This is a genomic window from Pseudomonas sp. SG-MS2 (assembly GCF_009933855.1).
GTDB classification, from domain to species: domain Bacteria; phylum Pseudomonadota; class Gammaproteobacteria; order Pseudomonadales; family Pseudomonadaceae; genus Aquipseudomonas; species Aquipseudomonas putida_E.
The window spans coordinates 17,341-38,333 of record NZ_MOMO01000272.1 but is presented as its reverse complement, the minus strand read 5'-3'; the positions used below and the strand labels follow the sequence as shown (position 1 = coordinate 38,333).

The 20,993-nt window shown below is 62.6% G+C and carries 21 protein-coding genes and 1 pseudogene; 9 read left to right on the top strand and 13 right to left on the bottom strand.

The genetic code is table 11. The features are described from left to right. From BLX42_RS26155 to BLX42_RS26145, 3 genes are all read right to left on the bottom strand, one after another. Window positions 1-554: amino acid synthesis family protein (locus BLX42_RS26155; RefSeq protein ID WP_161872971.1), on the bottom strand; the 554-nt coding region annotated here is incomplete at its 3' end. 273 nt (window positions 555-827) lie between these two features. Continuing rightward, a complete protein-coding gene (locus tag BLX42_RS26150; RefSeq protein ID WP_125923019.1) occupies window positions 828-1,871 on the bottom strand; it encodes an LLM class flavin-dependent oxidoreductase in 1,044 nt (347 codons plus the stop codon). A 66-nt stretch (window positions 1,872-1,937) separates the two neighbouring features. After that, entirely contained in the window at window positions 1,938-2,423 is a 486-nt protein-coding gene (locus BLX42_RS26145; RefSeq protein ID WP_012314149.1) for a flavin reductase family protein, read from the bottom strand. A gap of 316 nt (window positions 2,424-2,739) precedes the next feature. Between BLX42_RS26145 and BLX42_RS26140 the strand changes: the two genes are divergently transcribed. After that, window positions 2,740-4,143, top strand: coding sequence for a cytosine permease (locus tag BLX42_RS26140; protein WP_161872970.1), 1,404 nt, complete (start codon window positions 2,740-2,742; stop codon window positions 4,141-4,143). A gap of 38 nt (window positions 4,144-4,181) precedes the next feature. Here BLX42_RS26140 and BLX42_RS26135 read toward each other — a convergent pair whose 3' ends face one another. Continuing rightward, window positions 4,182-5,792: a methyl-accepting chemotaxis protein gene (locus BLX42_RS26135; protein WP_371926723.1), complete on the bottom strand. Its 1,611-nt coding sequence runs from the start codon at window positions 5,790-5,792 to the stop codon at window positions 4,182-4,184. A gap of 239 nt (window positions 5,793-6,031) precedes the next feature. Beyond that, complete coding sequence (locus tag BLX42_RS26130) at window positions 6,032-7,231, bottom strand: NAD(P)/FAD-dependent oxidoreductase (RefSeq protein ID WP_046785463.1); 1,200 nt, start codon at window positions 7,229-7,231, stop codon at window positions 6,032-6,034. Between the two features lie 269 nt (window positions 7,232-7,500). Between BLX42_RS26130 and BLX42_RS26125 the strand changes: the two genes are divergently transcribed. Beyond that, window positions 7,501-8,040, top strand: coding sequence for an Rrf2 family transcriptional regulator (locus BLX42_RS26125; RefSeq protein WP_046785462.1), 540 nt, complete (start codon window positions 7,501-7,503; stop codon window positions 8,038-8,040). A 54-nt stretch (window positions 8,041-8,094) separates the two neighbouring features. Here BLX42_RS26125 and BLX42_RS26120 read toward each other — a convergent pair whose 3' ends face one another. Then, entirely contained in the window at window positions 8,095-8,781 is a 687-nt protein-coding gene (locus BLX42_RS26120; protein WP_115275052.1) for a GNAT family N-acetyltransferase, read from the bottom strand. A gap of 37 nt (window positions 8,782-8,818) precedes the next feature. Next, window positions 8,819-9,757: pseudogene (argC, locus tag BLX42_RS26115) on the bottom strand (N-acetyl-gamma-glutamyl-phosphate reductase); the annotation flags it as partial. A 125-nt stretch (window positions 9,758-9,882) separates the two neighbouring features. On the opposite strand from argC, the gene BLX42_RS26110 reads away from it, so the two are divergent. After that, window positions 9,883-10,764, top strand: a complete 882-nt coding sequence (locus tag BLX42_RS26110) for a LysR family transcriptional regulator (protein WP_046785459.1) — start codon at window positions 9,883-9,885, stop codon at window positions 10,762-10,764. Window positions 10,765-10,871: 107 nt separating this feature from the next. Here the strand turns inward: BLX42_RS26110 and BLX42_RS26105 are convergent, their stop codons facing one another. Together BLX42_RS26105 and BLX42_RS26100 are read right to left on the bottom strand one after the other, a co-directional pair. Beyond that, window positions 10,872-11,522, bottom strand: a complete 651-nt coding sequence (locus BLX42_RS26105; RefSeq protein WP_115275050.1) for a TIGR04211 family SH3 domain-containing protein — start codon at window positions 11,520-11,522, stop codon at window positions 10,872-10,874. Between the two features lie 258 nt (window positions 11,523-11,780). Beyond that, window positions 11,781-12,998 carry a hypothetical protein gene (locus BLX42_RS26100; protein WP_161872968.1) on the bottom strand — a complete coding sequence of 406 codons (1,218 nt, stop codon included), beginning with the start codon at window positions 12,996-12,998 and terminating at the stop codon, window positions 11,781-11,783. A 243-nt stretch (window positions 12,999-13,241) separates the two neighbouring features. Here BLX42_RS26100 and BLX42_RS26095 point away from each other — a divergent pair, with 243 nt between their 5' ends. Continuing rightward, window positions 13,242-13,721, top strand: coding sequence for a VOC family protein (locus BLX42_RS26095; RefSeq protein ID WP_125923024.1), 480 nt, complete (start codon window positions 13,242-13,244; stop codon window positions 13,719-13,721). Between the two features lie 24 nt (window positions 13,722-13,745). On the opposite strand, the gene BLX42_RS26090 is transcribed toward BLX42_RS26095, so the two are convergent. Beyond that, window positions 13,746-14,717: an AbrB family transcriptional regulator gene (locus tag BLX42_RS26090; protein ID WP_371316830.1), complete on the bottom strand. Its 972-nt coding sequence runs from the start codon at window positions 14,715-14,717 to the stop codon at window positions 13,746-13,748. Between the two features lie 216 nt (window positions 14,718-14,933). Between BLX42_RS26090 and BLX42_RS26085 the strand changes: the two genes are divergently transcribed. Then, window positions 14,934-15,836 (top strand): LysR family transcriptional regulator, encoded by a 903-nt coding sequence (locus BLX42_RS26085; protein ID WP_161872966.1) that lies wholly within the window; start codon window positions 14,934-14,936, stop codon window positions 15,834-15,836. 57 nt (window positions 15,837-15,893) lie between these two features. Here the strand turns inward: BLX42_RS26085 and BLX42_RS26080 are convergent, their stop codons facing one another. Beyond that, window positions 15,894-17,099 (bottom strand): NAD(P)/FAD-dependent oxidoreductase, encoded by a 1,206-nt coding sequence (locus BLX42_RS26080; RefSeq protein ID WP_161872965.1) that lies wholly within the window; start codon window positions 17,097-17,099, stop codon window positions 15,894-15,896. 82 nt (window positions 17,100-17,181) lie between these two features. After that, the gene (locus BLX42_RS26075) at window positions 17,182-18,237 is read right to left on the bottom strand and encodes a GlxA family transcriptional regulator (RefSeq protein WP_161872964.1); all 1,056 of its coding nucleotides are present in this window, start codon (window positions 18,235-18,237) and stop codon (window positions 17,182-17,184) included. Window positions 18,238-18,478: 241 nt separating this feature from the next. Here BLX42_RS26075 and BLX42_RS26070 point away from each other — a divergent pair, with 241 nt between their 5' ends. From BLX42_RS26070 to BLX42_RS26055, 4 genes are all read left to right on the top strand, one after another. Next, window positions 18,479-19,366, top strand: coding sequence for an O-acetylserine/cysteine exporter (locus BLX42_RS26070; RefSeq protein ID WP_012314236.1), 888 nt, complete (start codon window positions 18,479-18,481; stop codon window positions 19,364-19,366). 96 nt (window positions 19,367-19,462) lie between these two features. Next, window positions 19,463-19,783 (top strand): YbjQ family protein, encoded by a 321-nt coding sequence (locus tag BLX42_RS26065; RefSeq protein WP_012314237.1) that lies wholly within the window; start codon window positions 19,463-19,465, stop codon window positions 19,781-19,783. A gap of 142 nt (window positions 19,784-19,925) precedes the next feature. Beyond that, entirely contained in the window at window positions 19,926-20,114 is a 189-nt protein-coding gene (locus BLX42_RS26060) for a hypothetical protein (RefSeq protein ID WP_012314238.1), read from the top strand. A 143-nt stretch (window positions 20,115-20,257) separates the two neighbouring features. Then, complete coding sequence (locus BLX42_RS26055) at window positions 20,258-20,557, top strand: hypothetical protein (RefSeq protein ID WP_161872963.1); 300 nt, start codon at window positions 20,258-20,260, stop codon at window positions 20,555-20,557. A gap of 57 nt (window positions 20,558-20,614) precedes the next feature. Here the strand turns inward: BLX42_RS26055 and BLX42_RS26050 are convergent, their stop codons facing one another. After that, the gene (locus tag BLX42_RS26050) at window positions 20,615-20,947 is read right to left on the bottom strand and encodes a hypothetical protein (RefSeq protein WP_012314240.1); all 333 of its coding nucleotides are present in this window, start codon (window positions 20,945-20,947) and stop codon (window positions 20,615-20,617) included. Window positions 20,948-20,993 lie beyond the last annotated feature (46 nt).

Sequence of the window (20,993 nt, the reverse complement as noted above, 5' to 3'; positions counted from 1 at the left end):
ATGTAACGGTTGCCGATGCGCGGGTGCAGGCGGCCGCCGTCGGCAGCGCCCAGTACCACGACGATTTCGTCGGCACGCGGGGCGTCTTCGATCTGCATTTCCAGGGTGATGTAGTGCGAGCGCAGGCCTTCGTCGTCCTTCTGCATCATCGGGATCTGGATCGAGGTGCCCGGGCCGCCACGCTTGTTGGTGAAGCTCAGGTAGCTCTTGGCTTGTACGGCTTCGCGGTAATGGTTGCCGAAGCGCAGGGTGTGGATCACCGCCGAAGCGTGCTCAATCTCGCCATCGGCGCCGACCACGGCAGCTTTACCGTAGGCTTCGATCTTGTCGGCGCCACCGATGGCAGCGGTCAGGCGCTCGACCATCAGCGCACCCAGCTCGGAGCAGTTGGCGCGGATTTCCGGCTTGAGGTCTTCAACGAAGCCGCGGCCGGCCCATGGGTTCTTGATCACCACGGCCAGGCCGACCATGGTCACCGGCTTGTCGGTGGCTTTGCCGCCTTCGATACGGGTCTCTTCGGAGTAGGTGACGATCTTGCGGATTTCGAAACTCATGAGGGGCTCCTGGTGAGGGTTATCAGCTCTTGTTGTCTGATGGTATACCATAATATTTGTTGTGCAAGAGGCCGCTGGAAATTTCTCTGATGAGGAGACGAAAGGCGGCGTGAGCAGGCCTCGAGCCACAAGCGGCAAGCTCCAAGCCACAAGCACGCGGACGAGCACGTACGCCCTTGCTTGCAGCTTGCAGCTAAAAAAACGCCCGCTCGCGAGGGCCATGACGGCCCCCGGGAGCGGGCTGATCCCGCAACGCTTTCAGGCAATGGGAATTCAGGCGAACGCCGGCACCACTTCCTTGATGAACAGCTCGAGCGACTTCTTCTTCTCGGCGTGGGGCAGGCTGTTGTCGCACCAGAAGCTGAACTCGTCTACGCCCAGTTCCTGGTAGTACTTGATGCGCGCGATGATTTCTTCCGGGGTGCCGATCATGGTGTTCTTGCGGATGTTCTCCAGCGCGAAGGCCGGCACCTCGGCGAACTTCGATTCGGGGCTTGGCTCCAGGAAGCCGTTGACCGGGACCGTCTTGTTGCCGAACCAGGCATCGAAGGTGCGGTAGAAGCGCGAAATGGCCTGGGCGCCGACTTTCCAGCCATCGGGCTCCGACGGGCTGTGCACGTGGGTGTGGCGCAGCACCATCAGTTGCGGGCGCGGCACCTCGGGGTTGTTGTCCAGCGCAGCCTGGAACTTGTTTTTCAGGTCCAGTACTTCTTCATCACCCTTCATCAACGGGGTGACCATCACGTTGCAACCGTTTTTCACCGCAAAGTTGTGTGAGTCCGGGTCGCGCGCAGCGATCCACATCGGCGGCATGCCATGCTGCACCGGCTTGGGCACACTGGTGGAGGTGGGGAAATTGTAGACTTCGCCTTCATGGGCGTAGTCGCCTTCCCACAGCTTGCGTACCGCCGGGACCATTTCGCGCAGGGCCTTGCCGCCGTCGGTGGCCGGCATGCCATTGGCCATGCGGTCGAACTCGAACTGGTAGGCGCCCCGGGCCAGGCCCACTTCCATGCGGCCGTTGCTGATCACGTCGAGCAGGGCGCACTCGCCGGCCACGCGGATCGGGTTCCAGAACGGTGCAATGATGGTGCCGGCGCCCAGGCGGATCTTCTCGGTGCGTGCCGCCAGGTAGGCCAGCAGCGGCATCGGGCTTGGCGAAATGGTGTATTCCATGGCGTGGTGTTCGCCGATCCACACGGTGCTGAAACCGCCGTTTTCGGCCATCAGGGTCAGTTCGGTGAGGTCTTCGAACAGCTGGCGGTGGCTGACCTGTTCATCCCAACGTTCCATGTGTACGAACAACGAAAATTTCATGGGGCATTCCTCGCAGCTTGAAAGTCTCGCCTGGCGTGCCAGGCGTCAGTAATAACGTTAGGCGTCTCAGGCGAAGGCGGGCAGGCTGGCCATTTTGCCGCGGCAGTAGACCATCGGCCGTGGGGCCTGCTCGGGAACGATCAGGTTGTGCACCTTGCCGACCATTATCGCGTGGTCGCCACCTTCATATTCACGCCACAACTCGCATTCGATCACCGCAGTGGCCCCCGCCAGCACCGGGTTGCCCAGTTCACTCAGGGTCCACTCGATACCGGCGGCCTTGTCCTTGCCCTTTTTGGCGAAGGCGTAGGCTTCAGCCTGCTGTTCACCGGAGAGCAGGTGAATGGCAAAGCGCTTGTTCTTGATCAGCACAGGGTAGGAATCGGAACTGTAGTTGGGGCAGAACAGCACCAGCGGCGGGTCCATCGACAGGGAAGAAAAGGCGCTGGCGGTAAGGCCGACGATCGAGCCGTCGTCGTCCAGGGTGGTGATGACGGTGACGCCTGAGGGGAAGGAGCCCAAGACGTTCTTGTAAACGGTTGCGTCGATCATGGCGTGTACCTCGAAGGGGGTAGCGGTGGGCCGCTTTTTATCGTTGATGTGTCTGATGGTATACCGTAATACTCGTTTTGCAAGCGGAATTTTTAGTGCTGTAAAAAACATGATGAATGGCTCAAAGCCGCATGAAATGGGGCTTTGCTGAAATAATCAGGGCGTGGCCTCGGTTGCTGAACCGGATCAGTAAGGGTTTTTAAAACCGAATCAGTGTTGTCAAAAGCTTGGAATACCATAATATGGTCCGCAGCTGAGAGGCCGCCTAGACGCGGTTTCCTTACAAAGATAAAAACGACCTTTCGAGCTGAAAACCATGTCCCAACCGTCATCGCAACACCAGTTTGTCGAGAATCACACGGTCGATTACGTTCCACCTGCCGAGCGCCATGGGAAGGCGCGCGACCTGTTCACCCTCTGGTTCAGTACCAACATCGCGCCACTGCCTATCGTCACCGGCGCCATGGTGGTCCAGGTATTTAACCTGAACCTGTTGTGGGGCCTGATCGCCATCGTGCTGGGCCATCTGATCGGGGGCGTGGTCATCGCCCTGGCCTCTGCACAAGGACCGCAACTGGGCATCCCACAGATGGTGCAGAGCCGCGGCCAGTTCGGCCGGTACGGTGCCCTGCTGATCGTGTTCTTCACGGCGTTGATCTACGTTGGTTTCTTCATTTCCAACATCGTGCTGGCAGGCAAGTCGATCCACGGCATTGCCCCAAGCGTGCCGATGCCCACGGCGATCGTCATCGGCGCCCTGAGCGCGACGGCGATCGGTGTTATCGGCTACCGCTTCATTCATAGCCTGAACCGCATTGGCACCTGGGTGATGGGGTCGGCATTGCTGGCCGGTTTCATCATGATGTTTACCCAGGAACTGCCGGCCGACTTCTTCAGCCGAGGCGCGTTCAACCTGTCGGGCTTCATCGCCACCGTGTCGCTGGGGACCATCTGGCAGATCAGTTTCTCGCCGTACACCTCCGACTACTCGCGTTACCTGCCCAAGGAAGTCGGTATTGCCAAGCCGTTCTGGGCCACGTACTTCGGCGCCACCCTGGGCACCATCCTGTGCTTCAGCTTTGGTGCGGTGGCGGTGCTGTGTGTGCCCCAAGGCACCGACGCGATGGATGCGGTCAAGCAGGCCACCGGCTGGCTGGGCCCGATCCTGATGGTGCTGTTCCTGCTCAACATCATCAGCCACAACGCCCTCAATCTCTACGGTGCGGTGCTGTCGATCGTCACCGCCATCCAGACCTTCTTCGCCCAATGGACGCCCAGCATCAAGGTGCGGGTAATGCTGGCTGCAGTGATTCTGGTGGCGTGCGCAATGGTTGCGCTGAATGCCTCGGCGGACTTCATCGGCCACTTTATCGGGCTGATCCTGGCGCTGTTGCTGGTGCTGGTGCCGTGGGCTTCGATCAACCTGATCGACTTTTATCTGATCAAGAAGGGTGAATACGACATTGCTTCGATCTTCCGCGCTGACGGCGGAATTTACGGGCGCTTCAACCCCCACGCGATCATTGCCTATGCGTGCGGGATTCTGGTGCAGTTGCCGTTTGCCAACACGTCGCTTTATGTAGGGCCCTATTCGAACATTGTCGAGGGCGCAGACTTGTCCTGGCTGTTCGGCTTGATCGTGACGGTGCCGTTGTATTACTGCCTGGCTACGCGGGGCAAGGCCGAGAAGGTTGTGCGGGCTGTCAGCGCCAAGGGGTAGTTGCCCGGGGGCCGCAAAGCGGCCCCAGCAGTTTCAGATCAGACTTTGAACTGCGCGACCATGCCGTTCAAATCAACCGCCAGGCGCGACAAATCCTGCGCCGCCGCACTGGTCTGGTTGGCGCCCGCCGAGGTCTGCATCGCCAGGTCGCGGATGTTGACCAGGTTGCGGTCCACCTCCCGCGCCACTTGTGCCTGTTCTTCCGAAGCACTGGCGATCACCAGGTTGCGCTGGTTGATCGAAGCGATCGCCTCGGCAATCACTTCCAACGCCTGCCCGGCACCCTGTGCCACTTCCAGCGTACCGGTGGCACGCCCCTGGCTGCTGTGCATGGCCGTCACTGCCCGCTCGGTACCGTTCTGAATCCCGGCAATCATCTGTTCGATCTCTGCCGTGGACTGTTGAGTGCGGTGGGCAAGGGCACGCACTTCATCGGCGACCACGGCAAAACCACGGCCCGCCTCACCGGCACGTGCGGCTTCGATGGCAGCGTTGAGGGCCAGCAGGTTGGTCTGGCCGGCAATCGCGCCAATCACATCGAGCACGCGGCTGATCTCGTTGGCATTGCTGGCCAACTGCTCGATTTCGGCAGAGGTGCCGGTAACGTCATCGACCAGGTGCTGGATCGAGGCCAGCGCCTGGTTGACCTGCTCGCGGCCATCGCGTGTGGTGCGGTCGGCGCCCTGGGACGCATCGGCAGTGCTCACCGCGTTGTTCGCCACTTCTTCTACGGCGGCGGTCATCTGGTTGACGGCCGTGGCCGCCTGGTCTATTTCCGCGCTCTGCTGGTGCAGGCCACGGCTGGTATCTTCGGTAACCGTGTGCAGCTCTTCCGAAGCGGAGGCCAGCTGGTCGGATGAGGCCGCAATTTTGCGAATGGTATCGCGCAGGCTTGCCTGCATGCGGCTCAGGGCACGCAGCAGCAAGGCTGGTTCATCGCGGCCGGTAACCGTGATGTCGTGGGTCAGGTCGCCGGTGGCGACACGTTCGGCCACGGCCACGGCATCTGCCAATGGCACGACGATGCTGCGGGTAAGCACGGTGGCAATGGCCACCAGGGCGATCATGATCACCAGCAGAGAGCCGATAATGGCTGCGAAGGCTTCGTCGGCCACGTCACTGCTGCGCTGTGAGGCTTGCTCGGCACCGTTGCTGTTGTAAGTGATCAAGGCCGACAGGGCTTTCATCATGGTGTCGGCGTACTGGGTGAGCGGGCCGCTGATCTGCTGCTTGGCCTCGGCCATGCGGCCGGCGGCAATGTCTTTGAGTACCTGTGACTGCAGGCCGAAGTACTGTCGATGGGCGGCGATCAATGTGTTGAACAGGGCACGGTCATCGGCGGCGATGATGGTGGCTTCATAGTCCTTCAGGCCGTTGTTGAGTTGTTCATTGATGCCTTTGAACAACTCGATGTTGCGCATGCGCTCGGTGGGGCTGTCATCCAGCGCGGCGCGCAGGGTGATGGCGCGGGCGCGGCCGAGGTTGGTACTGATGTCACCGAGGGCGACCACGGCGGGCATCCAGGTGACCCGGATTTCGTCCGTGGCCTTGTCCATCTGCCGGGTTTCATAGAGTGCGATAAGGCCCATGACCAGGACCAGGGCGCCCAACAGGGCAAATACGCTGGCAGCGCGAATGCCGATCTTCATATTCCGTAACTGCATGGAATGTTCCTTGACGGTGGTGCGCAATCAAGCAAATGGGCACACACCCGGTTCACCGGGGCGATGCCAAGCGCTCAATGTGCTGCAATATAGTTATGTGCCTCACCTCTGATTATTGTTTTTCAGAATAGTGCCATATTGCCATCATTATTGACCAGACATTCAATGCAGCGTCATCTGCTGACAAATCCGTCATTTATTGACGGATCTGTCAGGAAGTTACGTCAAACGATCGGAATCAATGGGTCGGCGGCCGCCAGGGCCAAGGCACGGTCAGCGGCTGGCGGGTAGATCCATACGCTGTTGATCTGGCGCTTGAGGGCCTTGCCTTCCTGGCCCTGCAATTTAAGTTCGCGCTCCCAGCCTTCACTGAACGCCGCGCCCCAGCCGCCCAAGTCCAGGCAGGTGACGTACTTGGGTTGGCGATACACCACCGGCTGTTCGCCGAGCAGGTCGGCCATGGCATTGTTGCCTGCGTAGCGGCCCATGGGGATGGCGTGCTGGCAGGTCATCAGCGCATGGTTGCCCAGTTCGTCGACGGCTGCCCAGGCGGTGTCACCCGTGGCGTAGATGTGTGCCTGGCCAACCACCTTGAGGTGGTCGTCTACCTTCAGACGGCCGAAGGTGTCGCGCTCGCCCGCTACCTGGGTGGTCAGCGGGCTTGCCTTGACGCCCACGGTCCAGATTATGGTCTTGCTGGCGATATACTCGCCGTTGTCCAAGGTGACGCCACCGGCATCGACGGCAACCACCGAGGTGCCGGCCAACCACTCGACGCCCGCCTGTTCGCAAGCCGCGACAATCGACGGCGTGATGCCCTTACCCAGCGCGGCGCCAACCTGGGCACCTCGATCGACCACCAGCACGCGCACCGCAGCGTCACCGAGTACGGCACGCAGGCGGGCAGGCATTTCAGTAGCGGTCTCGATGCCCGTGAAACCACCGCCGCAAACCACCACGGTGTTGCGTGCCGGTGAGGCGGGCAGGGCGGCCAGGCCCGCCAGGTGCTGCTCGAGACGCACGGCCGACTCCATCTGGTCGACGTCAAAGGTGTGTTCGGCCACGCCTGCTATCGCCGGGCGTGCCACCTGGCTGCCGGCTGCCAGGATCAGGCGGTCATAGGCGATCTGCTGGGGCAGGCCGCTTGCGTCGGTGTAGCTCACGCTGCGCCCTTGGGCGTCGATGGTCTGCACATGGCCTGCGAGGAACTGCACACCCACGGCTTCGAACAGCTCACCCACTGGCGCCTTCATGCCATGCACGTCGGCTTCGTAGAAGCGTGGCCGGATACGCAGTTCAGGCTGGGGCGCCAGCACGCTGATGCTCAGGTCGTCGCGCCGGGCCTGGTCGAGCAGGCGGGCGGCGCTCAAAGCGCTCCATACACCGGCAAAGCCGGCACCGATGATCAAAACGTTAGATTTCATGAGGATGCTCCGTGGGTAAGGGGGGGGGGCTTCGACGGGTGTGTGTCTGCGTGGAACAACTACGACTGTATTGATCGCAGTTATCTCGTGCAACTCTTTTTTCCAGCCGAGCCTTGGCCGAGAAGCCGATCTGAGCGCTGAAAGACTTATGATTAAAGGGTTGGATAGGTATTCTCAGGGCGCGCGGGTAGCGACCAATGGCATTTCATGGCTTTGCCATTGCACGCCGGTAAGCGTAATATTGGCGACAAGTTTGGTCGGAGATTTATATGTCGCTCTACAGTGCTGGCGTTGAATACGGCATCCATTGCCTGCTGTACCTGGTGGACGAGCGCGGTGACACCCGCGAGTCCAGTGTTCGCGACCTGGCGCAGTTGCAGGGGGTGCCGCAGGAATACCTGGCCAAGGTATTCACCAAATTGGCCCGGGCCAAACTGGTGGCAGCGACCGAAGGCGTGCGGGGGGGCTTTCGACTGGCCCGGCCGTCGGACGAGATCACCGTGCTGGACATCGTCAATGCCATTGACGGGCCGAAGAAAATCTTCGACTGCCGCGAGATCCGCGAGCGTTGCACGCTGTTCGAAGGCTCACCGCCGGGTTGGGCCACCGAGGGCACCTGTGCGATCCATGCAGTAATGCTGGGGGCGCAAAAGCGGATGGAAGAGGCCCTGGCGCAGCAGACTATCCTCGACCTGGCACGGCGCTTCGGGCGCAAGGCACCGGCGCAGTTCGGCCAGCAGGTCAGTGACTGGATTGGGGAGCGGCGCGATGGCAAGGGTGGGGGAGATATTCCGGTGAGTCAGGTCTAGCTCAAGTGCTTGTTCAGGCCTGATCGCGGGGGGCCCGCGATCAGGCCCCCACGGTCAATGCACCGTCTTGCGTTGCCTCACACAGGCGCGGGCCTGCTCCGTCAGCTCATCCAGCCACTCATCGCGCTGCTGCTCGGCTTCGATCATCGCATCTTCACCCTGCTGATTGAGCAGGTAGGTATGAATCTGGTGCACTTCAGTGGCCTGGTAAATCGGCGCGATATCCAGGCGGCCGATCAGCGCGCCGCTGGCTTGGCCGGTGCTGCTCATCAACACTTGCGGCCCACTGGCGGCCACCACCTGCATGCCCCTCGCTTCGAACCATGGCACCTGGTTGGCAAAGGCGTTCAGTTCGACGCTGGCAAAGCGTGCCTGCACATCGGCCAGCAAGGCGCGGCCGATACCTTGACGGCGATGCCCGGGCACCACGGCGAGAAAGGCCAGTGCACAGGCCTGCGCATTGTCCTGGGCAGGCAATGTAAGGGCGAAACCGAGCATCTGGTCCGGCGCTTCGGCGTCCAGTGCCAGGGTCAGCTCCACGGCAAGGCCGCGAGTACCGTCCATGGCCTGCAGGTACTGATGCACCTCCATGCCGACGCCGTACTGGTACAGCGGGTACAACGGGTTGTCGGCACGAATGGCGACGCTGCTCAGTTCGCCGACATGGTGGATCACCAGTTCACGGATCTGGTTCTGGAAGGATTCGGGCGGCACGCTGTCGAGGCGGCTCAGAATGAACATCGGTGGACGGGCTCCGGCGGCTGTTGTATCGCCCCGCACCGGTTGATGCNGGTGCTGCGACCATCAGCTCGAGGTTTTGCACCGCCGCACCCGAGGCGCCCTTGCCCAGGTTGTCGAATACTGCCGTGAGCAGTACCTGGCCGTGTTCGGGGTTGGCGTACAGGGCCAGGCGCAGGTCGTTGCTGTCGTTCAATGCCTCAGGATCCAGCGGCGAGGCCGCCCCCTGCTGGTGCAGTGGGGACACCATCACGTGGCGTGCGCCCTGGTAGTGCCGTTCAAGGCATGCCTGCAATTGCTCGGCGCGGATCTGGCCTGGCAGCAGGCGCAATTGCAGCGGGATGCTCAGGACGATGCCCTGACGATAGGCCGCATAACCAGGCATGAACATGGGCCGGGCTGCCAGGCCGGCATGCAGCTGGATTTCCGGTACGTGCTTGTGCGCCAGCTCCAGGCCGTACATCTGCAGGGTGGGCGCCCGCTGCGCCCCGGGCTGCTCATGGCGCTCGACCGCCGCACGGCCACCGCCGGAATAGCCGGAGATGGCATGGATGCTCAGCGGGTAGTCGGCGGGCAACAGGCCAGCCTGCACCAGCGGGCGCAGCAGGGCGATGGCGCCAGTGGGGTAGCAGCCGGGGTTGCTGACCCGCTTGGCCAAAGCAATGCGCTCGGCCTGCCGCGGGTCCAGTTCAGGCAGGCCGTAGACCCAGCCGGGGGTGGTGCGATGCGCGGAACTCGCATCGATCACCCGCACTGCCGGGTTGCGGATGGCCGCCACGGCCTCGCGCGCGGCGGCGTCGGGCAGGCAGAGCAGGGCGATGTCAGCGCTGTTGATGGCGTCGCTGCGCCGTTGCGGGTCCTTGCGTTCAGCCTCGGGCAGGGTCAGCAGTTGCAAATCGGTGCGCCCTTGCAGGCGGGCATGGATCTGCAGGCCGGTGGTGCCTTGGTCGCCGTCGATGAAGACAATAGGGGTGCGCATGGTCGGGTCCGGTCAAAAGGAAGATGGCCTATGCTCGCCTGCCGTCGTGGTAAATAAAATTTGAATATCATGATGCAGACGTTCATATTTTCTGAACGAAATGTACCCTGAACCGGCCCACCCCCATGCGTGAAATCAGCCTCGATCGCCTCCGCACCCTTGTGGTCATTACCGACCTGGGGTCATTCGCCGAGGCTGCGCGCCAGCTCAACCTGGCGCCGCCTACCATCAGCCTGCACGTGGCCGAGCTCGAGGCGAGGGTTGGTGCGCCGCTGTTGACCCGTAACCGCAACCAGGTGCGCCCCACCGCCATCGGTGAAACCCTGCTGGTACGTGCCCGCCGGCTGTTGGCCGATGCCGATCTTGCCTTGGATGAAGTGCGGCGCCAGGTCGAAGGCCTGACCGGTCGGGTGCGCCTGGGCGCCTCGACCGGCGCCATCGCCCACCTGTTGCCCCAGGCATTGGAGCACTTGCGGGTGGCACATCCAGGCATCGATGTGCAGGTGCAGGTGCTGACCTCCCAGGCTTCCCTGCTGCGGCTGCGCGAAGGCGCCCTGGATATCGGCCTGGTGGCTTTGCCGCAGGTGGCGGGCAAGGGCATCAAGGTAACCGCCTGGCGGCGCGACCCGATCCTGGCCTACGTGCCGGCCGACTGGCAGCCGCCGGCCAGGGTTACACCGGCCTGGCTGGGGCAGCGAGCGCTGATTCTCAATGACAGCAGTACCCAACTGTCGCGGGTGACCGCAGAGTGGTTCGCTGCCGCCGGGTTGTATCCTGAGCCGCGGATCGAGTTGAACTACAACGACGCGATCAAGAGCCTGGTGGGTGCCGGTTATGGCGCTACCTTGCTGCCTCAGGAAGGCGAGATGGCCGAACTGGACCGGCGCATTGCGCGCCGGCCGCTGCGCCCTGGCTTGTGGCGGCAACTGGGGATTGCCTGCCGGGAAGGCGAGACCGAACGGGCGACGAGGTTCGTACTGCAGGCGCTGGAGCGGTTGCGGCAGTAAATGGCGCGGGCGAGCCCGCCGCTCAGGAACCTCGTTCTGGGGCTTATGGAGCCGGCTCGCCGGCGATCAGGCCGGTACTGGCAACCCGTTGCCTGGCCGGACAAGCCTCAGAACCAGCGGTCGTTCTTCTTGCGACCGCGGGTCAGTGCCGGCAGGATCAGCCCCGCCAACAGGCCCGCGCCGGCAATGCTGCCGCCGTAGACCATGTAACGCATCATTACCTGTTTGTTCTCATCACCCAAGCGTGCCTGAGCGTCGCGCAGGTTCGACTGGGTCTGATCAAGCTGTTCGTTCAATGCCTGGTTGCGTGCTTGCAGTTCGTCGACCAGCTTTTTGCGCGAGTCGAGGGTTTCCTGCATGCCCTGCACGCGGTTCTTCCAGCTGTCGTCGATGGTTTTGAGCTGCCCGGACAACTGCGCTACCTGTGCGTCAAGTTCAGGCAATCGCTCACCCTGGCCCGGGACCGATTGCAGGTCGCTGGAGAGGATCCACACCAGGTCACCGTTCTGCCCGCGCACCTGGCTGTAGTTGCCCTGACTGCCGATGAGGGTCAGCTTCTGTCCGGATTTGAGTGTGCCGACGATGCGGTGGCCGTCGGTAGGGCCGCTGCGTACATAGGTGCTCAGGCTGTCGCTGACCCAGCGCGCATCGCTGGCCGGCTCTTGGGCATGCACGGGGGCGGCGAGAGCCACCAGAGCGGCGATCAGGGTGCCGCGCAGGGCAGGGAGGGCGAGGGAGGCTGGGCGGGATTCAGGCATGTTGGGTCTTCGCTGCATCAGGAAAAATAGGCCCGGTGACGCTGGAACGTTGGCTGGGCCGGCGAACCGGTCGGTGGATTGACCGTCAGCGAAAGACCGCATTTTTGCAAGCAGGTTCACTGCTGGGGGTAGGAATTGTCTGCAGGATGTTGCAAAGGGCGGGCTAGAGCGCCTCGGCGAACAGACTGCTTCGCGTGTCGGAAGCGGCCTGTTCGCGGGATCGTCAAGGGCCTGGAAAAAACGCTGAAGTGACTGCCGTTATGCGCCACGACAGGGAAGCTGCTCGATGTACTCGGCAATCCTGCGCCGCAGGCCGTGATCCGCCTGTCGCAGGAGTACATCGAACAGCACACGGCTGTAGTGGTTGAGCACTGCGTTGCTGGCGTAGCTGCACGGGCTGAACTGCCACTGCTCCCTCACGGCCCGTTCAGCCGCCGCCAGCATGTTGGCGGGAATGGTGCTGCTGGCATGAAGCGGCGTGACATGGCTGCGCGCCCTGTAGGCAAGCGCGCCGTGCACCGCGCCGTCGACAAGCGACCAGGCAGACGCTACTGGCAGCATACCGAGCAGTTGAGCGACAACCCGCTCGGCCTTTGCGCTAGCTTCGAACGGCAGGCCATGCGCAGCGCAGCGTGAAGCAATGCAGGCAAACACCTCTTCAATCGCCAAGGCTGTGATTGCCTCGCTGAGCTCTTCGCGCCACTCGGGCCGGGGGCCTGCGCCCAGCAGCTCAAGCAGCGCGCGATGCAGCGGCGTCAGGCGGGCACGTTGGTGCCCGTGCAGGCTTACATTGACCACCCAGTACACTTTGTCACGCCATGCCTTGGGCGTTGGGTCATTGCTGAAACATACCGGCGGCGAATCAGGGTCGACCAGCAGGATCAGGTCTTCTTGCAAAGCCTGCAGCAGGTTTGCATCCATGGCCTTGGACGGGCTGAGACATTCATCGCCAGTGGGATGCTCTGCCGGGAGCAGGCGGTCAAGCTGTTTGTCCATTCGCACCTCGAGCAGGGCCAACAGTTGCAGCTTGCGGGTTATCGAAAGGCTGCGCAGAGGTATCGGCCGGCGTCTGGCCAGTGACCAGTGCTCCCTTATGCGTTGGCGCTGTTGTGCTTGCAGCTCCAGCCTGGCCTGTTGGCGCGCCGCCAGGCACGGTTGGCACGCGCAATCGCGTCGCCACTGTGTACGCCCGGGGAAGTAATGGCGATGCTCGCAGGTTTTGCAGAAGGCCATGTTTTCGTGGCAGCTCGAAGCTGTGCGGCTTTTACGCCGTTCATACAGGCTGGTTTTGCAGTAGGGGCAACACAGGTCGGCGCAGGGCAGGGGCGGGAACGCCTTGATCAGGCTGCTGGGTGCCAGGTCGATGGCGTAGCGCTCGAGCAGGTGTGCAATCTTTTCACCGCTGATGTATTCGCTGTACAGCGCCTCGACCTGTTCAGCGGTAAGGTGCTGCAGCTTTGCTTGGAAGTCCGACAAACCTGAATCTCCCTGAAAAAAGTCGGTTATAGGCCGCTTTGGAGATGATCGTGCTTGCCGGATGGATAAGTGAAGCGTGCAAAGGCTCGATAATTCTCCGCTGCGTGTAGGGATTTTCTGATTTGGCCAGACATCGGCAATCACTGCGCTTGACGCACTCCGATCAAGCGTGCGCCCCGCCCATCGCCGTGCCGTGCCCAGGGGCTAGACTGAAAGGTCCCGGCCTATCCCTGGAGCCTTGCCATGACTGCCAAGAACACGATTTGCCTGTGGTTCGATCACGACGCGCAAGACGCTGCGAACTTCTACGCCAGCACTTTCCCCGACAGCAAGGTGATCGCGGTGCATCAGGCACCGAGTGATTACCCCTCAGGCAAGGCGGGTGATGTGATCACGGTCGAATTCACCGTCATGGGCATCCCTTGCGTGGGGCTCAATGGCGGCAAGGCGTTCAGCCACTGCGAGGCATTTTCGTTTCAGGTCAGCACTGAGGACCAGGCCGAGACCGACCGACTGTGGCATGCCATCGTCAGCAATGGCGGACAAGAAAGCGTCTGCGGCTGGTGCAAGGACAAGTGGGGAATATCCTGGCAGATCTGCCCAAGGATCCTGATCGAAGCCATCGGCAACCCGGACAGGGCAGCGGCAAGGCGGGCGTTCGAGGCGATGATGGACATGGGCAAGATCGATGTGGCCGCAATCGAGGCGGCGTTGCGCGGCTGACCGTCAGCGCAGGGCGCGATCAGGTCATGCCTGTGTCATTCGAATGATCTGCCGAGCACAGAAGGCCCCGGTAAGAATCACGCCAAACAAGCGCAAGGTCTGCATCGCCAGCACCAACCCGACGTCGGCATGCGTCTCGACCGCGATGATCGCCATGGCATCCAGCCCCCCTGGGCTGGTGGCCAGGTACATCGACAGAAAGTCGGTATCCATGGCCATTGCCAGTACCCAGGCACAGGCGGCACACAGGATGATCAAGGCCATGGCGCCTGCAATCATCGTCGGCAAGCGCTTCCACACATAGCGCACGGTCTGCCGGTCAAAGCGCAGGCCTATGTAGCAACCGATGGCGCCATAGGCGAAGGCCAGCAGCGGTGCGGGCAGGGTGATCGTCAGCACGCCGCCCAGTTGCAGCGCACCGCCGAGCAACAGCGGCATCAGCAGGGCGCCGGCCGGCATGCGGCTACCCACCAGCATACCGAACAGCACCACGCCAACGCTGAGTGCCGTGTCGAACAGGTTCGGGCTTTGCATCACCGCCGATGAACTGGCCACGGCGCCGTTGCCCGGCGTAGCGCCCAGCAGGTGGCTGACCAGTGCACCGATCATCACCACGCACACCACCCGCACATATTGCATGGTCGCCACCACCCGGGCGTCGGCGCCGTTTTCTTCGGCCATCGATACCATGGCCGAGGCCGCACCGGGCGCGGTTCCCCACGCAGCCGTGCTGCCAGGTATGCCACCGAAACGCACGGTACCGAGCCCGACCAGGGCGCTCAGGGCAACGGTGATGAAGGTGGCCACCAGCATCATGTGCCAGGAGTGCGCCATGCAGACCAGCACAGCCCAGGTCACCGAGTGTGCGACCAGCAGGCCAACACAGCCTTGGCCGAAGCGGAACACCTGGCGGTGCATGCTCAAGCGTGCTCCGGATACGCCAAACGCAATGGCTACCAGCATGGGGCCGAGGAACAAGCCGGCCGGTACGGCCATGGCATGCAGCAGCTGGCCGCAGGCGCCGGCGCAGGTCAGCAGGGCTAGCCACAGGATGGGGGTTCTGGAAGAGCCTGGGAGGGCAGTCTGCAACGGGGATACTCCTTGCGTAGCGACAACGCGGGCTGGCAACGCCAGCGCAGAAAATTATCGACTGCGTAATCGATCAAGTCTATTTTCTACTTTTGATGAATCCATAACTGAAATTCATGAATCATGGACCTGCGCGATCTCACCTACTTCGAAACCATCGCCGAACTCGGCCATCTGGGCCGAGCCGCAGAAAAGCTCAACCGCAGCCAGCCGGCACTGACCAAGAGCATTCAACGGCTTGAAGAGTCGCTGGGCACCCGGTTGTTTCAGCGCGACGGCCGCCGCATCAAACTCACCGATGTCGGCAAGCTGTTGCTGGCACGGGGCAGGCAACTGCAACTGAACATCGCCGAAACCGAGCGTGAGGTGCGCGATTTTGCCAATGGGCTGGTGGGTAACATTCGCCTGGGCTGCGCGGCGAGCATGGCCGACCACTTGCTGCCCCACCTGACCGCCGCCTTGCTCGAACGGGCGCCTGAGGTAACCCTGAAGCTGTCTATCGCGCAGGACGATGTACTCAAGGAGTCGCTGCGGGCGGGGCGCCTGGATGTGATCATTTCGCCGCAGCTTGCCGATGACCCGCAGTTCACCACGCATGCCATCCTTGAAGATGAGGCGATTGTGGTGGCCAGCGCCGAGCATCCGGTGTTCTGCGGGCCCATCGAGCTAAAGGACCTCTGCCAGTACCGCTGGGTGCTGGCAGGGCCGACCGTTACAGCGCGGCGCTGGATCGACAATGTATTCATCAGCCACCAGTTGCCGGCGCCGCAAGTGCAGGTGGAAACCAACGCGATTTCACTGTTGCCACGGCTGATCGCCCGAACGCGACTGCTCAGCTTTGTCGCACGGGAAACGCTGGAACACGGGTTGGGGATGACGTGGTTGCGCGAGGTGCCTCTGCAGCAAACCACCATGCGCCGGACCGTGGCGGTGTCCGTGCGCACCGACGGCTACCTGTCGCCGGCAGCCGGGGCGCTGGTAGCGCTGCTGAAGGAAAAGGGCTCAAGCTTCTTCGAGCGGGATTGAACTGCTTGCGCGGCGCAGGTGTTGCCGCGCTGCCAAGCGTGGGCCATGGATGCTGGGTCAGGCCACTGGTATGGTCGGGTCCGCCGCCGCCAATGCTGCCTGACGGTCCGTGGCCGCTGGCGGATAAATCCAGATCGAGTTGATCTGCGACTTCAGCACCTTCGCTTCGGCCTTGTCCGTGGGCGGCGAGACCGTGCGCTCCCAGCCCTCGGTGTATACCGCGCCCCAGGCACCCAGGTCGAGGCAGGTCACATACTTGGGCTGGCTGTAGGGCATGGGCGCCACGCCAATGAGTTCGGCCACAGCGTTGTTGCCCGCGTAACGCCCGAGCGGGATGGCATGCTGGCAGGACATCACCGCGTAGTTGCCCGCCTCATCGCAGGCCGCGTAGGCCACGTCACCGGCGGCATACACCGCATCATTGCCCTTGACCTTGAGGTTGCCATCCACGTGCAGGCGGCCTTGGCGGTCGCGTTCGCCGCTGATCTGCTCGGTCAACGGGTTGGCCTTGAAGCCCACGGTCCAGATCACTGTACCGGCCTCGATGCGCTGGCCGTTGTCCAGCAGTACGCCTTCGGGGTCGACCGAGGCCACGCTGGCCGCGCAGATCCATTCGATACCCAGTGACTCGCAGGCCTGCTCGATAGAGGGGCGAATGCCGTCGCCCAAAGCTGCACCGATTTTCACGCCGCGGTCGACCACCACCACGCGCAGCCGTGCCTGCTCGCCAAGGATATTGCGCAAGCGCGATGGCAGCTCGGTCGCGGTCTCGATGCCGGTGAAGCCGCCGCCCGCCACTACCACGGTATTGCGTGCAGGGGTGTCGGGCAGGTTGGCCAAGGACTTGAGGTGGGCCTCAAGGCGTGCGGCACTGTCGATCTTGTCGACATCGAAGACATGTTCGATACCGACCATGTCCGGGCGGTTGAGAACGCTGCCGCAGGCCATGATCAGCCGGTCGTAGGGCAGGCTGCATTCGGTGCCGCTCTGGGTGCGGTAGCTCACACGCTTGCCGGCTTCGTCGATGTGGAACGCCGTGCCCTGCACGAAACGCACACTCACCGCCTCGAACAACGCCTGCAACGGCGCAGCCATGGTGTGCACGTCGGGCTCGTAGAACCGTGGGCGCACATGCAATTCGGGCTGAGGCGCGAGCAGCGTCACCTCGATATCCGTACGGCCATGCAGGTCCAGTTGGCGGACAGCGCTCAGGGCGCTCCACAGCCCGGCGAAACCTGCGCCAATGATCAGGATGTTTTTCATCGTTGTGCTCCTGGAAGGTCCGGATAGAACAAGGTAGCCCTTGTTTGCGATCAACGATGCTACGGGCGACGAAGCGCGGGCCCTAGGCCAAAGAACCCTGAATTTCGGCCAGCGGCACGCTGCGGGCGAAGCGCGCACGGTAGTCGCGCGGGGTGACGGCCAGGTGGCGCTGGAAGGCAAGGCGCATGCGTTCTTCGCTACCGAAGCCGCACAGGCGGGCGACCTGCTCGATGTGGCTGTCGGTGTTTTCCAGCTGGCGCCGGGCCGCCTCCAGGCGGAACACCTCGATCGCCTTGGCCGGTGTGCGGCCGGTCTTCAGTTTGTACACCCGGGTGAAATTGCGCAGGCTCATGTGCGCCTGTTCGGCCATGCGCTCCACGCTCAAGCGTGGGTCGCCCAGGTTCTCATTGAGCCACAGGTGCAGGGCTTCGAACTCCGCGCAGTCCTGGCCTTGCAGCTTGAGCAGTTCGCTGAACTGCGCCTGGCCGCCCGGGCGCTTGAGAAACACCACCAGTTCGCGCGCCACCTGCATCGCGACGTCGCGGCCGCAGTCCAGCTCGACCAGCGCCAGTGCCAGGTCGATCCCTGCACTCACACCCGCCGACGTCCACACGGTACCTTGCTGAACGAAGATCGATTCGTGGTCGACCTGCACGGCCGGGAAGTCGCGCCGCAACACCTCGCACATGGCCCAGTGGGTGGCAGCACGACGGCCGTCGAGCAGGCCGGCACTGGCCAGCAGGAACGTGCCGCTGCAGACCGATGCGGTGCGCCTGGCGTGCTGGCTGGCGCGGCGCAGCCAGGCCACCAGCGGACCGTGCTCGGGAAGGCTGCGGATGATGTCCGGCGCGCCGGGTACGATCAACGTGTCGACGGCCTGGGCCATGGCATCATCCAGGCGCTCGGTGGCCACCACCAGGCCTTCGGCGGTCGGTTGCAGGCCACCGTCGAGGCTGGCGGTATGCAGGCGGTAGCCGGGCAGGCCGCGCTCGGCCATGGCCTTGGTGGCTGCCCAGAACACGGTCTGCGCGCCGCTGAGGTCGAGCAGGCCCATGGCGGGGTAGGCAACGAAGACCACCACCCGAGGCTGGTCGACGGGTAACAGGGGAGGGTCGAGTTGCCCTGCGATATCGGTCATGGTGTGGCCTGATTGAAACGAAAAGTGGCGCTTGACTATTGGGTCACCGGGCGCCCCAAGGTATGAGTTGGTCGCGCTGTGCAACGTTACAGGGAGGTTGAGTCAGGGTGAACGCCCGAGCCCGTTCCAGAATATCTGTACTGTTGCGCAAGGCCGAAGCCTAACTGTGCCGGTCCAGCATGTGCAAATGGCTTTATGCTGTAACGAAATATGTCTAGAACGCCTGAAGAAGGAAGCTGCAATGCCGCTCAAGGACCTGCTGATTGCCCTGGTGGTGATCGTCGCCTGGGGAGTCAATTTCGTGGTCATCAAGGTGGGCCTCGATGGCCTGCCGCCGATGCTGTTGGGGGCGTTGCGCTTCTTGCTGGTTGCGTTCCCGGCGATCTTGCTGGTCAAGCGGCCGAAACTGCCGTGGCGCTGGCTGATCGCCTATGGCGCCACGATTTCCCTGGGGCAGTTCGCCTTCCTGTTCCAGGCCATGTATAGCGGCATGCCGCCAGGCCTGGCGTCACTGGTGTTGCAATCCCAGGCTTTCTTCACCCTCGGGTTCGCTGCGCTGTTTCTGGGTGAGCGCTTGCGCCTGGCGAGCCTGCTGGGTTTGCTGGTTGCAGCCAGCGGGCTGGCGCTGATCGGCAGCGAGGACAGTGGCCACGTGCCGATGGTGGCGCTACTGCTGACCTTGTGCGCAGGCGCAATGTGGGGCATGGGCAATATCATCACACGGCGGTTTGGCTCGGTCGACCTGGTGGCGCTGGTGATCTGGGGCGGGCTGATCCCGCCGCTGCCGTTTTTGGCCCTGTCTTGGTGGCTGGAAGGGCCCGAGCGTATCGGCCATGCGCTGGCCAATATCAGCTGGAGCTCGGTGCTGGCGCTGATCTACCTGGCGTTCGTAGCCACCATGCTCGGCTACAGCTTGTGGAGCACGCTGCTGTCGCGGCACCCGGCGGGTAAGGTCGCGCCGTTTTCGTTGCTGGTGCCGGTGATTGGCTTGAGCTCTTCCGCCTGGTTGCTGGGTGAGCGGCTGACGGCAGTGCAGGGGTGGGGGGCGCTGTTGGTGATGCTCGGGCTGCTGGTCAATGTGTTCGGACCCAAGCTTGGCCAGCGGTTACGGGCTGCGAGCGCTCAATAATGGTTGTGTAGAGCCGTTCGGCCCTCTCCCGGGTAAACCCGAAGGGCCGATGCTTTGTTAGACTCGGGCTCTTTTGTCACGCCACCGGAGCCTGCGATGATCATATCCACCACCAGCCAGCTCGAAGGCCGGCCGATTGCTGAATACCTTGGCGTAGTCAGCTCCGAATCGGTGCAAGGCATCAACTTCGTGCGCGATTTCTTTGCACGCTTTCGCGACTTCTTCGGCGGCCGCTCACAGACGCTGGAGGGCGCACTACGCCTCGCCCGCGAGCAGGCAACCGAGGAACTGAAAGCACGGGCACGGCAGTTGCAAGCCGATGCAGTGGTGGGTGTGGATTTCGAAATCAGCATGCCCTCAGTGCAAGGCGGCATGGTTGTAGTGTTCGCCACGGGCACCGCTGTGCGCCTGAAATAAAGGCATTGTGCCACTTGTCGGCTCCGGGTGGTTTGCCCGAGCAGTCCGTAAATGACCGGCTAGTCTCACTTTCACAGGCTGCGTTTTTCCAGGCAAAACCCTTCACTTGCCGGCGCGGTCGCCACTGAAATGGAGACAGGGCATGAGTGAGTCCTTTTTCGAAGACATGAATGATGCGTTCCCTATCAACAGCCAGGTGCGCTGCGGTCAGGCAGCGTTTCGGCTGGGCTTTGCCCACATGACGCTGGATGATTCGGAGCAGTTGCAACCGGCACATCTGCAACGCAGCAAAAAGGGCCGCTTCACGCCGAGGGTTGCCCCGAGAAAGTGACCCCGTTCACATAACCCCGCACCCTTCGCGGGTTTTTTTTGTTCCTTGTTTGATCTTGCTCATGGTAACGCTGGGTTGTGCTCGCCGAATCGATGCAGCTGTGGTCTTCTGCCTGGGGATCTCAGGAAAGGAGCACTGTTTGCATGCGGGTCAGGGAAGAGGCTTACTGGCAGTGGGCCGATGCGCAATTGCACTGCCGCAGCCACGATGAAGCACTGAGCGATGGCACCACCATCGATGTACAGGTGCGCCTGTCACGGCTGGGCGCCACGCAACTGTTCCTTGGGCTGTACGGCCAGGACGGCAAAGCGTTGCTGGAAGAGTATTACCCGGCACGCCCGGGTGAGACCATGACACGTGCTTTGGTATGGGGCGTCGAGCGGGCCAGGGCGCTGGCGATTGGCGCATTGGCATTGCCGCAGCGACAGCGTCGCAAGGCATGAAAAAGCCCGGCCTATGCGGGCCGGGCTCAGGAAGTGGTGTGGCAGCTCAATGAAGGGTCAGTTGAGCGGCTCGATCACCTTGACTGCCTGCCGCTCACGGGCGGCGGGCCATTCTTGTTGCAGGGTCTGCAGCACGCGGCCAACGAACTCGGTGTCGGCGGCGGCCTTCTTGCCGACGTAGCCCTGGCCACGGCGGTAGACCTTGAAGCGGGCACGCATGCTGGGCAGGTGCTCTTCGAATTCATCTTCGATGGTGTTCGGCGGCAGGCGGTCGAGGCGCACTTCGCCGGTTTGGCTGACCCACAGCAGGTGGTCGTCGAGGCTGTCCTTGCGCATGGCAAACAGCTGGGCCAGTTGGTCAATTGTGGGATTGTTGTTCAAGTTCATCATAAAGCCCCCATTACCCGTTTTTGTTGGTGATTTTCACAGTTGGCGC

What these genes read in the sequence shown, in the direction of transcription:
- BLX42_RS26095 (WP_125923024.1), top strand. Translation starts at nt 13,242, where the DNA reads ATGACTGCCAAGAACACGATTTGCCTGTGGTTCGATCACGACGCGCAA.
- BLX42_RS26150 (WP_125923019.1), bottom strand. Translation starts at nt 1,871, where the DNA reads ATGAAATTTTCGTTGTTCGTACACATGGAACGTTGGGATGAACAGGTC.
- BLX42_RS26105 (WP_115275050.1), bottom strand. Translation starts at nt 11,522, where the DNA reads ATGCCTGAATCCCGCCCAGCCTCCCTCGCCCTCCCTGCCCTGCGCGGC.
- BLX42_RS26125 (WP_046785462.1), top strand. Translation starts at nt 7,501, where the DNA reads ATGTCGCTCTACAGTGCTGGCGTTGAATACGGCATCCATTGCCTGCTG.
- BLX42_RS26130 (WP_046785463.1), bottom strand. Translation starts at nt 7,231, where the DNA reads ATGAAATCTAACGTTTTGATCATCGGTGCCGGCTTTGCCGGTGTATGG.
- BLX42_RS26080 (WP_161872965.1), bottom strand. Translation starts at nt 17,099, where the DNA reads ATGAAAAACATCCTGATCATTGGCGCAGGTTTCGCCGGGCTGTGGAGC.
- BLX42_RS26140 (WP_161872970.1), top strand. Translation starts at nt 2,740, where the DNA reads ATGTCCCAACCGTCATCGCAACACCAGTTTGTCGAGAATCACACGGTC.
- BLX42_RS26055 (WP_161872963.1), top strand. Translation starts at nt 20,258, where the DNA reads ATGCGGGTCAGGGAAGAGGCTTACTGGCAGTGGGCCGATGCGCAATTG.
- BLX42_RS26135 (WP_371926723.1), bottom strand. Translation starts at nt 5,792, where the DNA reads ATGAAGATCGGCATTCGCGCTGCCAGCGTATTTGCCCTGTTGGGCGCC.
- BLX42_RS26120 (WP_115275052.1), bottom strand. Translation starts at nt 8,781, where the DNA reads ATGTTCATTCTGAGCCGCCTCGACAGCGTGCCGCCCGAATCCTTCCAG.
- BLX42_RS26075 (WP_161872964.1), bottom strand. Translation starts at nt 18,237, where the DNA reads ATGACCGATATCGCAGGGCAACTCGACCCTCCCCTGTTACCCGTCGAC.
- BLX42_RS26060 (WP_012314238.1), top strand. Translation starts at nt 19,926, where the DNA reads ATGAGTGAGTCCTTTTTCGAAGACATGAATGATGCGTTCCCTATCAAC.
- BLX42_RS26110 (WP_046785459.1), top strand. Translation starts at nt 9,883, where the DNA reads ATGCGTGAAATCAGCCTCGATCGCCTCCGCACCCTTGTGGTCATTACC.
- BLX42_RS26145 (WP_012314149.1), bottom strand. Translation starts at nt 2,423, where the DNA reads ATGATCGACGCAACCGTTTACAAGAACGTCTTGGGCTCCTTCCCCTCA.
- BLX42_RS26070 (WP_012314236.1), top strand. Translation starts at nt 18,479, where the DNA reads ATGCCGCTCAAGGACCTGCTGATTGCCCTGGTGGTGATCGTCGCCTGG.
- BLX42_RS26065 (WP_012314237.1), top strand. Translation starts at nt 19,463, where the DNA reads ATGATCATATCCACCACCAGCCAGCTCGAAGGCCGGCCGATTGCTGAA.
- BLX42_RS26090 (WP_371316830.1), bottom strand. Translation starts at nt 14,717, where the DNA reads ATGGCCGTACCGGCCGGCTTGTTCCTCGGCCCCATGCTGGTAGCCATT.
- BLX42_RS26050 (WP_012314240.1), bottom strand. Translation starts at nt 20,947, where the DNA reads ATGATGAACTTGAACAACAATCCCACAATTGACCAACTGGCCCAGCTG.
- BLX42_RS26085 (WP_161872966.1), top strand. Translation starts at nt 14,934, where the DNA reads ATGGACCTGCGCGATCTCACCTACTTCGAAACCATCGCCGAACTCGGC.